The organism is Ruegeria sp. AF8 (assembly GCF_056541825.1).
On record NZ_JBQFYW010000029.1, the window covers coordinates 16,456 to 32,412 of the forward strand.

Sequence of the window (15,957 nt, forward strand, 5' to 3'; positions counted from 1 at the left end):
ACATAAGAATAATCAAAGGTTTTGGTGCCCAAGTATCCGCCTGCGTTCAATTCAGCAAGCCCGGCAACCAGAAGTCGCCGAGCTGTATTTTAGCTTGGCTCGCTTGGTTTTTTGTCAACCTTTGCTGAGAATTTCTTCGCCCAATATTTGGATGATCGTCTGTCCGTCTTCGCTGGCCCAATTCACCGCGAGTTCAGACATGATGGCGCTGGTCGTGGTCAATTCGACTCCGGCGCGTTCCATCCGGCGGAACGCCATTTCATCAGTCAGCGCAGTGGGCGAACCGGAGGCGTCCACAATCGCTGTGACATCGAAGCCTTCGGATTTTGCGCTGATGGCCGGAGGCGCCAGGCAGACATCAGTCGTAATACCAGCCATCAGGAAGTGCTTACGCCCAGTGTTGCGGCAAGCATTGGCAAAGGCCGGATCATCCCAGCAGTTTACGACGCCGGGGCGCTTTATGCGCGCTGCAAATGCTTCCGGAGCAATTTCTTCCAGATCGGGCATCAGAGGCCCTTGCATTTGGTCTTCCATACTTGAGGTGAAGACGATGGGCATACCCAGGCCAACTGCTGTTCGCGCCAGGGCGCGGGTGTTTGCTTTGATGAGATCAATATCGACGGAACGGGCCCAGTTCATTGTGCCAACTTGATGGTCGATCAGGATCATGGCCGCATTTTGCGACGTGGCTTTCTCAGTCATAGTTTGTTCCTTTCTTGAGAGGGGGTGGGTGAGCGAGGGCAGGTGGTGTTTATTGGCGGATCGACACTTTTGGTCGCGTGCCTTGACTGCGATGGACACTCAGGACCGCGTGGTCTGATGCCAGCCTTCGGATTATCCGGTCGATATTACGGTATTCAGCAGTGGATTTCGGGAAGGCGTAGGTCCAATTTGCCATTGGGTAAAGAAGCGCATCCGCGACGGATTTTTCTTCTCCAACCATCCAACTTTTTCCACACAAATGTTGATCGATGCGGGTGAGCGCTTTGTCGACCAAAAGCTGAGCAGCTTCGACCACCTGGGCGTGACCTTGCTCGGCAGTCGTAAAGCGGTCGGGCGAAAAGTAGGGCCAGAGATACGGGTGTAATGTGGCTGATAGAAACAGCAACCACTGGTTCAGCTCTATGCGCTCTGCGGATCCGGTGGCGGGCCCAATGCCAGCATTGGGGAAGTGGTCGACAAGGTACATCAGAACCGCACTGGCCTCGGACAAAGCCCGTCCTTCGGTAACAAGCGTTGGTACGACACCTGAAGGGTTGAGCTTCAGATAATCTGGAGTTTTCATCGCAGCATAATCGAGATGTTCGACCTCGTAGGGCTGACCGATCCACTCCAAAGTGATGTGACTGGCGGTCGCGCATGTGCCGGGGGCGGAATAGAGTTTCATGATCCGGTCCTTAGCTGAATGTGGATGCAGCAAAGTCGAACACCAATAATTCGGCTTTGTCGTCGATTGAGATTTCAACAGAGTTGACGTTGCGCAGTGCCAGCCCATCGCCTTTTCCAAGCTTCTGATCTGCGCCGTTTGCTGAACCGTTGATCACAAAAACATAAACGCCGTTGCCGGTTGTTTTGGGCCGATATGTGACACTCTGCTCACGTGTGAAGGACCCATAGCTCAACCATGCATCCTGTTGGGCCACGAGCGCTTGGTTTGCACCATCCGGAGCCAGAACCAGTTCAAACTGATCCGCGTGGCTTGCTGAACTCAGCGCCTTTTTCGAGTATGCGGGAGCCAGGTTTTTGGCCCTGGGCCGAAACCAGATTTGCAAGGCACGCATGGGATCGTTGTCGGAATTATTGATCTCATTGTGAATGATACCAGTTCCAGCGGTGATGACCTGGATGCCTTTGGCGGCAAGGATCCCGGTATGTTCAGGTTCTGCCGGATCGATATGCTGAACTTCCCCATCAACCATGAAGGTGACAACTTCGACATCTTTGTGCGGATGAAGGCCAAACCCCTTGGCCGCAGGGGCAAGTGTTCCATCGTCAATCGTGATCAACGGTCCAAAGCTGTGACGAGTTGCATCGAGATGAGGCTTGAACGAAAGATGGGCTTGCATAAACCCAAAGTCCTTGAACTCACGTGTATTGGCGGGGTGGTAGAGAATGTCCGTAGGCATGGTAGGCCCCTTGATCATTTTGTTGAGTAAAAGATAGGGGCGCGGAGCGTTCAAAAAAATACAATCTGTTAGAACATTCGTTCGTAATTGTGAACGGTAACTGGTATTGATGGCGTTTACGTTGGAACCAAACCAGGAATGGCGGCCCAGGATCCGGGGCTGGCCAGATGGCAGGCCTGCCCGTTGACAATCCAGCCCTTCAACTAGGGGTCAGGAAACTCAGAATTTGATCGCGTAGAACAAGGAAAGGGAGTTTTCCTCCACGCCATCAATTCCGAACTTGTTCTTGTAGAATGTGTACTTCAGTCCAAGCGTATGCGTATCCGGTGGGCCACCCATGGCATGGCCGACATCCCATCGCAGTTCGGGAGAAAAGTTGATCTGCCGAATTACCCCAGCTCCTTGTGGTCCGATAAAATCTACAAATCCCTTTGTGGAGAATCTTTGCCCGCCGATTTCAAAGGGGGCGTCCCAGGCTAACGTGATCTGATAAGTCGTGTCCAATTCGCGACCCAGAGAGTCCCTCACCCTGTCGTATGCAAATGCGGCCAGAGTCAGCACGCGGAAACCTTTGGCATTAAAACTCAATCTGGGACCCGCAAGAATAGCAGTGGTCACAGATCCACGGTTTAGTCCAAGACCAAAAGACAAGTCGCGTACCGCCGCATTTTCTCCGAACGACAAACCAAAGTTACGCCCACTTAGATTGGCGTAGAACTCACCGTAATAGTCATTTCTTTTGCCGGAACCCGGCTCCATGTCATGAAATGCATTGATAAAGAAATAGATATCGCCAACTTGTCCTACAGTGACGTGATCAACGGTCACACCTAGCCGTTTTGTGGTTTCAGCGAACCCGCTGGCGAGGCTTGAGTTACTACCCAGCTTGTAACCGTCACCGAAATGGAACTGAAACTCGGTGACAGATTTGCTCTGTGCCTGGGCGCCACAGACCCAGGCCAGGAAAGCCAACAAGGAAGCCCAAGCAGGCCCAACACAGCGAGCCCATCGTACAAGAACAGACGCGCCCGTGCGGCCGGTGTTCAGGATGCCACGCCTAACCATGTCGAAGAAACACGGGCGTGACTATCTCTTCCTCGTCCCAGATATGGCGGTCCAGGATTTTCTTGAGCGACCCCGCTCCGTCAAGTAGCCCTGACAGGGTGTCACGGTTGACGACATCAGCACCTTTCAAGGTTGAAAGCGCGTTCTGGGTCTCATCGAGGGCCAAGTCGAGAACCTTGTGGTCGCCATCAAGCAGTTCCAATCCGCGTTGAAGCGTTGGATAGACCTGCACGATTTGAGGAAAATATACGTGATCCTCAATCTCGTGATGATGGTGGGCAAAGGCAACAAGCCCGTCTGTGAACTGAATTAGCCCATTGCACGCAGCGGCACTGGTGATGTCGCTTGCAGGAACGTCCATTAACTGCTGGATGGCCGTAACAAGTTGGCTTGATCCATTTAGCAATTTGCGATGATTGCCCAACAACATGCTGGCCGTTCCGCGAAAGCGGGGATGGTTTTCCCATTCCGACCTGCTGCTCTCCAATAGAGTCTTCTGGATATCAGGTGGCAAGCACTCTCGCGTTGCAACGTGATAGCCAGGCATATCGTAGTTTAACATTACTCGCTCCTTGCTATCGAGCCAGCCAGGGTTGTGCAAACCTGCTTGCCCAAGGCATCAACGGCCAGGTGAGTGAAGCGGACAGCAAGGTAACCGACGCCAATGTTTGGAGCGTCGCCGGGAGCCAACCAAACAGAAATGGCCCAATGGCGAGCACGAGCATCAGGGTTGGGTAGACAACACAAACGCTTAGGATCACTCGCTTCCAATAGGGTGCCAGAGACGGCGGCTTGCCTGGCTTGTGATTCACCCAAATCCCTATTCCGGCTGCTTCTGATATGCTGGCCGCGCCCCCGGTGAGACCATCAATTTGCGCCAATTTCCTCGCAATCTTCGGATCTTCCTTCCAATGTGAGCTGGTCGGAGTCCCCTTAAATCTTAGAAGGATTGTGTATTCGACCTGATGGGGAAGAAGGTGGCGCACTGTGTCGGCAGACAGAAGGCTGCCATGTGATTTGAGGAGGTCATGCAACTCTGCAACCAACCTTTCGTACTCGTCTTGCCGGTCAAGGGGTACATGGGACGTGACTGCCAGAGTGGTGGGTATGCCAGTGTTTTCATTGTTATTTTGCGGGAGGGTTTCTGTCTTGGCGTGCATCAAAGCGCTCCGGTTTTCCTGGTTGGGGCTGGTGGTTTCACGGGAATGGCTAACTCGTAGCGTTCGAAATCAACTCACGGTCGTCCCGAGCAGTTGTCCGATCCCAAAGGTCGCGGCCATCGCCAGCGCACCGCCGACCACCAGGCGCACGATTGCGGTTCTCATGCTTGACTTACCCAAGTACGCGCTCAATGCACCCGTCAGCATCAACCCGATCAAAACCGCAACAAAAGTCACCGGTATACGCCATGTTTCAGGCGGTAGAAGGATTGCGATAAGGGGAAGCAGCGCACCAGCTGAAAAGGCAACTGCGGAAGACCCAGCAGCAACCCAAGGGTTTGCCACTTCTTCCTGATCAATCCCATACTCCAGACTCAACAGGGCCCGAAGCTCATCACTCTCATTCAACTCCACGGCGACTGCGGTCGATGTGCGTTCGCTCAACCCGCGCTGCTGAAGAATTTTGATGAGCCCCAGCTTTTGTTCGCCAGGATCTTCAGTGAGTGCTCGTCTCTTGATGGAAATCAGCGAGTGCTCACTATCGCGCTGAGTGCTGACTGAAACATACTCCCCAAGCGCCATGGAAACGGCGCCCGCGATGAGCCCAGCCACGCCTGCCGTGGCAATCTCTCCGAGGTTGGTTGTAGCGGCTGCGACACCTACGACAAGACCGGCAGTTGAAATGATCCCGTCGTTGGAACCCAATACGCCGGCCCGAAGCCAGTTCAATCGGTTTGTCACGGAACCTTCGGAGTTCTGATTTGTACTACCCATGGCTGGCCGTTTCCTATGGCTTCACTTGATCATTGGATGCATGGGAATATAGACAGGTCTTATGTTCGGAAAAACGATGTATACTTGAACAGAGGTTCGTAAAAATGAACGATAGATTCTATTCTTGCGCACGCGCACTTGTTGCAACCATCCGTGCTGGATCAATCAGTGCTGCGGCCATAGAGTTGAAAACGACCAAGTCTGCAATCAGTCAGAAACTATCACTTTTTGAAGCTGAATTAGGTCTGGAACTCCTAGACCGATCCGGGCGCTCAGTCTCACCCACAGCTGCCGGACGAAGAATCTTTGAAGTATGTGTAGATCCCGTAGATGCCGCCGCTGAGGCGGAAGCACAGCTTGGCTTGATGCATACCGACAAAATATCAGGGCGGGTCGCGATCTCAGGACCCAATACTTTGCTGTGCACAGTGCTTATGCCGATGCTTTCAGGTCTCCTCGCGCGTTATCCGGATATTGAAATTGAACTTTTTGCAGATGATGCACGCACCGACTTTTCAGCTGAAGATATCGACCTGTCGTTCCGAACTGGCGTTCCCGGAAAGGGAAAACACGTCGCATCTGTGCTGCGTATGGCTGATAGGGTTGTTTGTGCAAGCCCACAGTTTTTGGAGCAAATGCCCTCAATTGAACATCCAACGGATTTGGAGAAGGTCCCATGCGTTCTACGGCAACATGAAAACCCCGAATGGACGTTCAAAGATCAACGTGGGCGTTTCCGGACCATTTCGCCAGAAGTTCAGCTACGAACGAATACGATGGAACTGGCCCATGCAGCAGCAAAGCTCGGAAGCGGGGTTGCTTTACTGCCGACTTTGACGGTTAGGGCTGAGTTGGACAAAGGTGAGCTGATCGAACTATTACCAAATTGGAAAACCGATCAGGTGAAGCTGTCGCTACTATGCCGGGCCGCCCGGCTCTCAACGCCAGCTGTTGCCGCAGTACGGCAATATGTGCTGGAAGCGTGTCGCGAAGTTGCTTGAAACGCCTAGTTCTGCTCGATGAGTGTGCAAATCCGTTGCGCCGTCCACTTTGGGCAACCAATTCGATATAGCAGTTCCCTCGTGTCGCCACGGGCCGCACCACTACCGTCGAGTAAGATTGTGTCCACAGGCAGTTCTTGGGGCCACGATGACCCCGCCACTTTGAGCCAGATTCTGAAAGCAAACATCGGAGTAAGGGCTGCGAAGGCCCGGATTGTCCGCAACACGAGAATTGCAAAGTCGGATTTTGAAGGTTCGCTTCGGGCTGAAAAGTGGGCATAGATCTTGGAGAGTGCAGCGTAAGATTTGATGCGCTCTGTAGACTTTCATTCAATACACGACGATAGCCCGGTATTCCTCACACACTTTGCTCTGCGAGCAGATCCAGTAACGCATTTTGCCGACGGACCATTCGTTCCAGTTCCGCCGCCAGTTCTTCCTCTTGCACCCTGGCTTCACGAAGCTCGCCTTCGAGTTCAGCCACTTTTGCCGTTTCGCTCGTCGGGGTGCGTTCATAGAAGGCGATTAGTTCGAGAAAGAGAGCGGTTTTGGCTCCTTTCCCATGGCCTGCAAACTGGACGGCCAGTGCGCCAAAATGCTCGAATATTTCCTCCGAGACCATGAACTGGAGAGGTTTGGTTACCGTATCGGGCTTTGATGACGTCATAGGTTTATCCTTATTATTCTGATGTGCTCTCGTTCGGTTTTGCCGGGAGAGCACTTTGAATTGCTTCCTCGCCGCGCGGATCATGCAGACGGCAGTTCTATCGATTTCTCATGGAGGTATCCGTGTACCAGACGCCCCAGAATGCGGATGGATTTATGCACCTTGTACGTGTCAGCCAGTGCTTCGACCTCGCCGATATCAAGCGAGAAGAACTCCCGCCTGAGACCGTGGTCCGCCGCATATCCACCGACGAGACTGTTGATGATGGCAGGCACCTGCTCCTGCGTCGGTTGCGGGATCTCATAGACCTTGCAACGGCTCCGCAGCGGCGCCGAGATCTTGTTCAGCACGTTTGCGGTGAAGATCCAGTTCACATGTGATGCATCGACTTCGGTGGTCAGGTATTTTTCCCGGTAACGCCTGGCTTCTTCGGGCTCCAACAGCCCCAGGAGTTCACCCTGGATATCCCCGTTTCTGCCGGAATGGGTCTTGTCAATCTCGTCCAGGATAATGACAGGGTTTAAAACGCGTGCCGAAGCGACAGCCTGGGTTACAATGCCCGGATGAGCGCTATGCCACCCCGCGGACAAACCGAACAGATGATTTTCCGAAATACCGCCCACATTGGCAGACTGGGCGTATAGCCCAAGTGTCTTGCAAAGCTCCCTCGAAAACTTGGTTTTGCCGATACCAGGAGAACCAACCAAAAGCGTCGGTCGGAACCGGATGACATCTGATCCCATGCCCCAATTCAATTCGATGTCGTGAACAATACCGTCGACGGCCCGCTTGCAGTGTGGGAAATTTGTTGTCAGCAAGCGAACTTTCTCAAGGTGATCCGGAACTTTGAGGCGCGCGAACTGGCCACTCCATTCAACCAACTCCCGGATGTGTTTTGGCATTTCGTTTTTGAGATTGCGCGGCAGGTAGTCAAAGTCGCTTTGGCCGATGAGGTAACCCGCGTCGAGCTTATCGGGATCTTCTCCAGACTCACGATCCTCTGCCAACTTCGTCTGGTAGTTTTTGACAAGTAATCCAGCGACCTGGTGCCAGACATCCATGCTGGGCATCTGGTTGATTGCATATGCCGCGAAAGATGTCGGGATCGGATCGTCTGATTTCAGCTTGTCGATTTCGGTTTGGCGCCAATCTGGATCGTCCGTGTCGGCATAGCATACTGCTTCAGCACCTCGGCATTTGATCACCTTAAACGCGTCTAGGGCGGACTGGTGATCGATAATGCGCGCCTTGAGTTCGTCCCATTCACGCTTGTCTCCAACAACTTCGACAACGCGGCGCACAACGTCCTGGAACTCCCAGTCGAACCCCGAGAGCCGTCTGACTTCAGCGTCTTCCCATTTCCGTTTCTTGAGCACCATTTCTACAGTCCTTTGGAGACGCAACACGGACACCGATGACCGGTTGCCTTCCAGGCAATCTGCCCGACATAGCCACAGCTCTGACACCGGAGTGGATCGTCCGGCAGGTGTTGGGTGTTGAACTTGGGCTTCGACTTGCCGGTGTTGTCCGCCATGCGGTGCATGCACCAGCAGCACATGTTGACGATCCAGGCATCGATGATCTGCGTTCGACAGCTGTTTCCGCACCACTGGCAACAACGATTTGCCTCAGTGATCGCGGCCACAATGTCCGAATCCTGGTAGCCGTCGGTGTTCTCGCGGCTGTAGTAGATACGCAGCTCGCCAAATTTTTGCTTGATCTGATGAACCTCTGGGGCAGGCTTTTTTTGCTCAATCGCGCGCTTCTTGACGCGCTCAAGCGCTTCTTCGACGATCCGGATCCAGCCCTGGAACTCCTTTCCAAGCTCGCTGACGACGCTGTTATGGATGTCATCCCAATCAATCACTGACATACCTGCCTCCCGTTTCTTGACGGTGACGCAGGGGCAACTTGACCCTGTATTCACAGATTGCGTCCGCAACCAAGTCTCGGAACTTGGACCACCAGAGACTTGGTCCCGCTGCGCGCAGGTGCTGTTTGAATTCCAGGGTGTCTTGATAGAGGGCAACGCTTCTAGGAAGCCAACTTAATTCATGCTGAGTCTTACTTTCCCGCACAAGAAATTCCTCCTTTGAAAATGGTAGGAGGCGTCGGAATCGAACCGACTCGTGCACTCTAATCTGGAGCTATCACAGGGGTATAAGCCCCGCCCGCATACCAATGCTGCCTCCCACGGGTTTCGCGTGGGCTATCGACCTCAGGTCGATATTCGGTGGCAGATGATGCGTGCGTTTGACATGCGCTAAGGCTGGTCCAATTCCTGCGCCTGCGTCAAGATGGAAACTGAAGCGTCATGTAAAATGATGCGCAGTCAATTGAGATAATTAACTATTTTTCTCGGCATGTTACGGGGCTGCAAATTTGATACGAGCTTCCGTGACTTCCCTTAGTGAAGAATCGACCGATCCTGATGCCCACATAGTTCGTATTTGCGGCGTCACGGAAAAGGCCTTGAAAACGTTGGATGCGATTAGCATTCGTCGGTTCCACGGTCTCAGGAATAAGATTGGAACAATGAAAACGAGCGTGCTCCCCAAGGTTTGGATGGCTTGAGGATCCTCCATCACAAAGAAGATGAAAAAGTCATTCGTCTTTATCGGAGAATTCCTTCCGAATCCTTTTCTGATATTCGATGTCATCAACAAAAATTGCTCGGGTCTTGATCTTATCTAAAAATACTTTTTCAATCTCTTCGTCTGTCGCCGCTTTCGGCTCTTCGGGCAGACTTTGCCATGCCAGCCAACATGCTGCTAAACCAAATACACTGATGCCGACGGCGACAATTGAAATGATCTGATCAGGCTCCATTCGCTCATTCTACCACAGAGATCTTGAGTGGGGATGGTTATTGCGTACCAGCAGCCAAAATTTGGTCAGATTCTGAGTACAGCTAGCGGGAGAAACGAGCATTTTTAGGGACATTAGATTTGAAAAACACCATTGCTTCCGCAGTTACCTTTCTTCTTACAAGCACGGTCGCCAGCGCAGAAATCTGCTACCTGGAAATTGACGGCGTCATCGAGATGCAAGGTCCCTGCATCTTCGATCCAATGGGCGGCGGTGACTTCTTTGTCGCAGACGAAGACGACGGGCTAGCATTCGTGTACTTCTATCTTGATGATGCTGGCATCGGGACTGCGATGTGGAGTGATCGCGAAAGCAAAGCCAACCATAATCTGGGTACGCTGTACCGCGACGGTGCTTGCTGGCAAAATGGCGGGGCCACGTTGTGTGCATGGGAGTCCTAAACGCAGTTGCACTGGTCCATTTTGGTGACGACGACCATTTCTGTTTGCCCAATCAAAGTCACCCTCTCTTTCACCGGATCATGGGCCGTGACGTTGGCAGTCTAGCGCTCTACATAGTGGGCGGCTCGCCTTCGTCACCGGCGTAAATGCGATGGGCCTATTTCTAAAGCGGGGCGACTAGTGATGACCATATTCGCCTACTTCCGCGAGGTGAGCGCGTCGAGGTTCGAATGGAGTTGATGGTGATTGTACAGGAAACATGTCCGAGCTGGCAGACATCTCTGACTACAAGGTCAGAGTATTCGAAGACGAAGCACCGCATCTCGATATCCCGGCCAAGGATGTGGCCGGCTGGATCAAGAGTCACACGCGCCGAAGCAGCGTTTGGTATCTGGTTCGAAAAATCGCCGAGTTGGCAACTCGGGAAAACGGCAACGCCGGAAACGAGCTGCGGGAAGGGAACTAGGTCATATCCAATGAGAAGACGGTGATTGAGTGGGCCCATTCAAATTGGATGCGCTGGCGCAAAGCATCTAGAAATTCATGATGACTTTGATCGTTGACCGCCCAGGCAGACGTCAAAACCACTTTGAGTTTGGACTTGCAGTGCCCATTCCCGACATCGCTCACTTTTTTGCCGCTTCATCTTCCACCTTCTTAAGCAGACAGCTGACGCTTAGGTCGAGCGCGTCACTAAGGAGCTTCAGCGATTCTAGAGTTGGCTGATGTCGACTTGTTTCCAGCATTGATATGTATCGCACACTTTTACTGGCCTTTCTGGCGAGCTCTTGCTGGGTCAATTGCCTAGATCGTCTCTCGCGTCGCAGCACTTCAGCAAACGCCGTCAAGAAGGTGTTTATGCGCGATTGCTCCATAGTAGCGAGAAATCGCGCAAGATGTGTGTTTCGTCCACGAAGTATACTATGAATTTTCTACTTTTTACCATACAAGACCCAATGTTGGAGAAACGGTAGAGGCAAGGTGAGATCAAACAATGGCGGGTGGCGAGCAATTTTCAAATGAACAGCTAGATCAAATACTTGACGCTTTAGAAGTCCGACTTAAAGATCGACAGGATAAAAGAGATCAGTCAGCGCCATCGCCGCAAGTGTATTTTGATCCGCTAAGACCTAAGGCGAACAATGGGCGACAACGGTCACCATATACCGGTCAGTTGCACTTTAAGGTGTTAGAGGAAGACCAAATTTGGTTTCAACAAACTGCGCGTTCTTACCGAGTTCAGCAAGGTCAGTTCTTTAGTCATTTGCGCAAGCTGTTTGAGACATACCGTTGAAAAATCGACTCAGTGTTCAAAATGCAATCCGGAACACAACAGCAAGTAAACTGGCGTTCGCCGTCCAGCTTTTTACCCACTTACGAAACTGCGTACACATACAACCTTAAGAACGGAGAAATAGTTAAGTGGCGCCCACGGGAGGACTCGAACCCCCAACAGCCCGATTAGAAGTCGGATATTCTATCCAGTTGAATTACGTGGGCGCAGTTTAACTGTTATTGGACAATGCCATCAAATAAGTCAACTTGGTATTCACTTGGTGAGCACACCAAAAACTTATCTTTATTAATCAACAGATTGCAGGAATTGGTGGAATTTAGGTGGTTATTGGTGCTCTATCCAGTTGAGCTACCGGGCCACGCATTCCTATTACTACTATGAAATGGGCGTTAAAAGCCGAAAATGGCCGATATGCAACGGCCCTGTGGCTCGATCTCCAGTAAAGATGACAGGTTTCCCGCAACTTCCGGAAGACCGCTCCGAAACGCTCCAAATCCTGCTCTGTCGGCAGACCATGTGTCTTCTGGATGAGATTTCTGTGGCATCGCTAGTTTCTTTGCGTTCGTGCCAAATGTTGCATTCAGAAGCGGCCGACCTTTGTCGGCACACTGCCCCTGGCTTGCCCATCACAGGGTCCGGGGGCCAAACCCTTCCAGAGAGATTGGAAGCGCGGCAATCAGTCTTAAACGATTGAAATAAATTACATTTCATGAATCAAAGTTAGAAATCAACGAGAGTGGATTTTTCCCCTCAAGCGGGATTCCGCCGGGGCGAAAATATGGCGGATGTTTGGCGCGCTTTTGCCACATTTTCTCGTTACTTGTTTTACCCGAAGCATTTCAGCGTGTGGCCAGTAAAGCTTTTTCGCGGAGCGGACATACCTACCGGGCACAGGAGATCAGAGGAGACTGGTTAATGAAGCTCAAGTCAGTGGTTCGCGTCGCAGCCACCACATTCATGCTCGCCGGAGCGGTTGGATTTGCCGCGGCGGTAGTTGCGCCAGATGCGGCCTATGCCAAAGGTGGTAACGGTGGCGGCAATGGCGGTGGTAACGGCGGCGGCAATGGCGGTGGTAACGGTGGCGGCAATGGTGGCGGCAAGGGCGGCGACCATGGAGGTGGGCAAGCCGGGAAAGGTGGGTCTGGTGACAACAAGGGTGGCTTTGGCGGAACCAAGGGCCACGGCAAAAGTGGTTTTGCCGGGCTGGGTGGCGGCAAAGGTAAAGGCAATGGGAATGGCATCGGCAAGGGATTGGCCGACTCGATTTCGGGTCTGTTTGGCGGCAAATCCAAGACGAAATCCAGCACGCAGGCCAAAAGCCGTTCTACGAAAAGCGTCGCCAAAGCGGCCAAGTCGGAAGTGGCGCCCAATTCGCATGGCAAGATCACCTCTGAACTCAAGGGTTTGAACGCGGCACATGCCAGCGCCCAGGCTTTTGCCAATGCGTCGCCCAACAGCATGGTGGGGCGTCTGGCGGGTTATCGTGATACGCTGGCCGATGTCGCCGAAGCCGAAGATGCGTTGGCCGAAGCCAATACCGCTTTGAGCGATGCGGTGAACGGTCTGACAGACGCCGAAAACGCTTTGGCCGATGCGCAGCAGGATCTGGCCGATCTCGAAAGCCTCTCGCAGGAAGAGAAGGAAGCACAGTTCGAATCGGAGGACGCCTATAACGATGCGGTGGCCGATGCGCAAAGCGCGGTGAGCGACGCGGAAACCGGTGTTACAGATGCCGAAACCGCCATAGGGGACGCGGAAACCGATGTTGCGGATGCCGAGGACGCGGTGAGCGAGGCACAGGAAGTTTCCGAGGAAACTCTGGCCGGTCTTCCCGGTGGCGAGGATCTGTCGGACGAGGCGATTGCGGAATTGAACGGGATGCTAACCGATTGATTGCAAAGCCGCTTCGTCACCACTGGTGATTGATGGAAACTTGGACCGGGCGGCTTTGGCCGCCCGTTTCCTTTTTTGCCTCGCGCGCATCCGGGCGTGGGGGCCGGGGCAGACGGCCGGTCGCAACCACGCGCAGGCCATCCCTTCATCCGTGCAAGTTTGGTCTCAAACCGAAACTGAGGTATGCTCGAAACCAGTCAGGTTTCGAGCGCTTTGCACCCTTTCACGGTCAATTTTGGACAGGTGCGCTGGCGGGATCGGGGTCTATGTACTTGTGGGGGAAGGATTATGAAACTCGGTTATGCGTTGCGCGTCACGGCTACGTCGCTGATGTTGGCGGGAGCCTTGGGATTTGCAGCCGGTATTGCCATTCCCGATATTGCCATGGCCAAGAACGGCAAGGGAGGTGGCGATGGCGGCGGCAAAGGAGGCGGTAAAGGCGGTGGCAAAGGTAGCGACAAAGGTGGCCACGGTGCCGGAAAGGGCGGCCACGGCAAGGGCGGTCATGACAGCAGTGGCAAAGGCAAGGGCGCCCACGGCATAGGCGGCAAGGACAAAAGCGCCCGCGGCGACCGCTCCAAAACCGCAGGCAAGAGCGGCTTTGGAAAAGGAGGTTCCAAAGGTAAAAGGGACGTGTTTGCCGGTTTCAACGGCTCCAGGTCAAAAGCCCGTGGAAAGAGTGGCGGCAAGGGCAGCCGGAAAGGTGGTTTTGCCCAGGCGATGTCGGATCTCTTCGGCGGAACGAAGGCGCGCGGGCGGTCAAAGACCAAATCGTACAGCGGGTCGCGCAAGAGTTCGAAAAACTATGCGGCACGCAGCGTCGCAAAAGCGTCTCTGGCGACAACCGCCCTGGCGACGGAATATCAGGCCCGATACGAAAAATACGATCACCTGAACAGATACGAGTATCCTGAAACCTACGATTACACCAACAAGCACGGCTATTACTCGCGCAAGCATCACGAGTACGAATACCGGAGCAAATACAGCTACCACGACCGGTATGACGATGATGACGATTATGATCACTACGATGACGACTCGTATGATCATCACGACAAATACGACCGCGAACGCCGGCACGACTATTTCAGCCAATATGACCGTTTCGATTACGTCGGCAAATACGATTACCCGGACAGCTATGGTTATCGCGACAAGTACGGCTATCGCGACAAGTACGGCTATCACGACAAGTATGGCTATCATGACAAGTACAGCTATGACCATGAATACGACCATCCCAACAAGCACGGCAAGATCGCGTCCGAGCTCAAGGGGCTGAACGCGGCCCATGCCAGCCCGCAGGCATTTGCGAATGCCAGCCCTAACAGCATGGTGGGGCGGATATCGGTCTATCGCGACTCGCTGTTCGATCTGCGTGACGCCAAACGCGATTTCATCGAAAGCAAGGAAGATTTTCGTGACGCGCTGATGGATCTCGATAACGCCCGCAGCGATCTGGCGGATGCCGAAGATCACCTGAACGATCTGGAGTCCCTGTCGCAGGAGGAAATCGACGAACAGTTCGACTCGCAAGAGGCCTATGACGCCGCCGTTCAGGATGCCCAGGATGCGGTTGGCAAGGCCGAGGACAATGTCGATTACGCCAAGGATGCCGCCTATGACGCCAAGGAAGATGTCATCGAGGCACGCCATGAGGTGAAAGAGGCCAAGGCGCATTCCGAGGAAACACTGTCGGGCCTGCCCGGTGGTGACGATCTGTCCAGGGAAGCCAGGAAAGAGCTGAACGGCCTGCTGCTGGACTGAAATGAAACCGCCGCCGCGTGACAGCGGCGGCGGTTCGAGTGTGCCGGGCGGCCGTTGAGGGCCGCCCGTTTCTTACTCCAGTTCGATCAGCAGGTCTTTTGCGTCGATCTGTCCGCCGGGCTGGATGTGGACGGCCTTGACCGTGGCGTCGCGTTCGGCATGGATGCCGGTTTCCATCTTCATCGCCTCGATGGTCAGCAGCATGTCGCCTTCCTTGACTTCCTGACCGGCTGAGACGGCGATGGTCGCCACGACACCGGGCATCGGTGCGCCGACGTGATTGGCGTTGCCTGCCTCGGCCTTGGGGCGCTGCGCGGTGGAGGATTTCACCAGACGGTTCGGCACCCGGATGACGCGCGGCTGGCCGTTGAGTTCAAAGAAGACCTTGACCTCGCCGTTCTCATCCGTCTCACCAATGGCCTGACAGCGGATTTCCAGCGTCTTGCCGGGATCGATTTCGGCGGTGATCTCTTCACCCGGCTCCATGCCATAGAAGAAGGTGCGCGTGGGCAGGGTGCGGACCGGGCCATAGGTCCGGTGGCGGCCCATGTAATCCAGGAAAACCTTGGGATACATCAGGTATCCGTTCAGGTCCTCATCATCGACCTCCTTGCCCTCAAGCTGTTTGGACAGCTCGGCGCGGGTCGCTTCCAGATCGACGGATTCGACGTTCTTGCCAGGGCGCTGGGTGTTTGGCACCTCGTCCTTGAGAACCTTCCTGATGATCGTGTCCGGGAACCCGCCCGGAGGCTGGCCCAGATTGCCCCGCATCATGTCGATGACGGAATCGGGGAAAGCCACATCGGTTTTCGGGTCCTCGACCTGAGCGCGGGTCAGGCCCTGGCTGACCATCATCAGCGCCATGTCGCCGACCACTTTCGACGACGGCGTCACCTTGACGATATCGCCGAACATCCGGTTCACATCGGCATACA

17 protein-coding genes and 2 tRNA genes are annotated in these 15,957 nt (G+C 53.9%); 5 read left to right on the forward strand and 14 right to left on the reverse strand.

What is annotated here, in order from left to right:
* Positions 1–114 precede the first annotated feature (114 nt).
* The 6 genes from ACR0AO_RS23425 to ACR0AO_RS23450 all read right to left on the reverse strand — a co-directional run bounded on the left by ACR0AO_RS23425 (position 115) and on the right by ACR0AO_RS23450 (position 5,125).
* On the reverse strand, positions 115–702 hold the full coding sequence (locus ACR0AO_RS23425; protein ID WP_480609022.1) for an isochorismatase family protein: 588 nt from the start codon (positions 700–702) through the stop codon (positions 115–117).
* A 49-nt stretch (positions 703–751) separates the two neighbouring features.
* Complete coding sequence (locus tag ACR0AO_RS23430; protein ID WP_480609024.1) at positions 752–1,387, reverse strand: glutathione S-transferase family protein; 636 nt, start codon at positions 1,385–1,387, stop codon at positions 752–754.
* 10 nt (positions 1,388–1,397) lie between these two features.
* The gene (locus ACR0AO_RS23435; protein WP_480609027.1) at positions 1,398–2,126 is read right to left on the reverse strand and encodes a pirin family protein; all 729 of its coding nucleotides are present in this window, start codon (positions 2,124–2,126) and stop codon (positions 1,398–1,400) included.
* A gap of 219 nt (positions 2,127–2,345) precedes the next feature.
* Complete coding sequence (locus ACR0AO_RS23440) at positions 2,346–3,098, reverse strand: hypothetical protein (protein ID WP_480496487.1); 753 nt, start codon at positions 3,096–3,098, stop codon at positions 2,346–2,348.
* 85 nt (positions 3,099–3,183) lie between these two features.
* Complete coding sequence (locus ACR0AO_RS23445) at positions 3,184–3,753, reverse strand: hemerythrin domain-containing protein (protein WP_480496489.1); 570 nt, start codon at positions 3,751–3,753, stop codon at positions 3,184–3,186.
* 667 nt (positions 3,754–4,420) lie between these two features.
* Positions 4,421–5,125 (reverse strand): VIT1/CCC1 transporter family protein, encoded by a 705-nt coding sequence (locus ACR0AO_RS23450; protein ID WP_480496493.1) that lies wholly within the window; start codon positions 5,123–5,125, stop codon positions 4,421–4,423.
* Positions 5,126–5,229: 104 nt separating this feature from the next.
* Between ACR0AO_RS23450 and ACR0AO_RS23455 the strand changes: the two genes are divergently transcribed.
* Complete coding sequence (locus ACR0AO_RS23455) at positions 5,230–6,126, forward strand: LysR family transcriptional regulator (protein ID WP_480609029.1); 897 nt, start codon at positions 5,230–5,232, stop codon at positions 6,124–6,126.
* Positions 6,127–6,484: 358 nt separating this feature from the next.
* Here ACR0AO_RS23455 and ACR0AO_RS23460 read toward each other — a convergent pair whose 3' ends face one another.
* From ACR0AO_RS23460 to ACR0AO_RS23480, 5 genes are all read right to left on the reverse strand, one after another.
* A complete protein-coding gene (locus tag ACR0AO_RS23460) occupies positions 6,485–6,793 on the reverse strand; it encodes a hypothetical protein (protein WP_480474846.1) in 309 nt (102 codons plus the stop codon).
* An 80-nt stretch (positions 6,794–6,873) separates the two neighbouring features.
* A complete protein-coding gene (locus ACR0AO_RS23465; RefSeq protein WP_480609031.1) occupies positions 6,874–8,172 on the reverse strand; it encodes an AAA family ATPase in 1,299 nt (432 codons plus the stop codon).
* Between the two features lie 2 nt (positions 8,173–8,174).
* On the reverse strand, positions 8,175–8,666 hold the full coding sequence (locus ACR0AO_RS23470) for a hypothetical protein (protein ID WP_480609032.1): 492 nt from the start codon (positions 8,664–8,666) through the stop codon (positions 8,175–8,177).
* Between the two features lie 226 nt (positions 8,667–8,892).
* Positions 8,893–8,986: transfer RNA gene (locus tag ACR0AO_RS23475), tRNA-Ile, on the reverse strand.
* A gap of 411 nt (positions 8,987–9,397) precedes the next feature.
* Positions 9,398–9,622, reverse strand: a complete 225-nt coding sequence (locus ACR0AO_RS23480; protein ID WP_480609034.1) for a hypothetical protein — start codon at positions 9,620–9,622, stop codon at positions 9,398–9,400.
* A 119-nt stretch (positions 9,623–9,741) separates the two neighbouring features.
* On the opposite strand from ACR0AO_RS23480, the gene ACR0AO_RS23485 reads away from it, so the two are divergent.
* Positions 9,742–10,062: a hypothetical protein gene (locus ACR0AO_RS23485; protein WP_480609036.1), complete on the forward strand. Its 321-nt coding sequence runs from the start codon at positions 9,742–9,744 to the stop codon at positions 10,060–10,062.
* 259 nt (positions 10,063–10,321) lie between these two features.
* A complete protein-coding gene (locus ACR0AO_RS23490; protein ID WP_480609039.1) occupies positions 10,322–10,528 on the forward strand; it encodes a hypothetical protein in 207 nt (68 codons plus the stop codon).
* Positions 10,529–10,688: 160 nt separating this feature from the next.
* Here ACR0AO_RS23490 and ACR0AO_RS23495 read toward each other — a convergent pair whose 3' ends face one another.
* Together ACR0AO_RS23495 and ACR0AO_RS23500 are read right to left on the reverse strand one after the other, a co-directional pair.
* Positions 10,689–10,937 carry a helix-turn-helix domain-containing protein gene (locus tag ACR0AO_RS23495; RefSeq protein WP_480609041.1) on the reverse strand — a complete coding sequence of 83 codons (249 nt, stop codon included), beginning with the start codon at positions 10,935–10,937 and terminating at the stop codon, positions 10,689–10,691.
* A 548-nt stretch (positions 10,938–11,485) separates the two neighbouring features.
* Positions 11,486–11,562 (reverse strand) — tRNA-Arg (locus ACR0AO_RS23500).
* A gap of 712 nt (positions 11,563–12,274) precedes the next feature.
* On the opposite strand from ACR0AO_RS23500, the gene ACR0AO_RS23505 reads away from it, so the two are divergent.
* Together ACR0AO_RS23505 and ACR0AO_RS23510 are read left to right on the forward strand one after the other, a co-directional pair.
* Entirely contained in the window at positions 12,275–13,252 is a 978-nt protein-coding gene (locus ACR0AO_RS23505; protein ID WP_480609043.1) for a hypothetical protein, read from the forward strand.
* A gap of 288 nt (positions 13,253–13,540) precedes the next feature.
* Entirely contained in the window at positions 13,541–15,022 is a 1,482-nt protein-coding gene (locus tag ACR0AO_RS23510; RefSeq protein WP_480609046.1) for a hypothetical protein, read from the forward strand.
* A 72-nt stretch (positions 15,023–15,094) separates the two neighbouring features.
* Here the strand turns inward: ACR0AO_RS23510 and ACR0AO_RS23515 are convergent.
* A partial coding sequence (locus ACR0AO_RS23515; RefSeq protein ID WP_480609048.1) for a biotin/lipoyl-containing protein occupies positions 15,095–15,957 on the reverse strand: 863 nt, incomplete at its 5' end.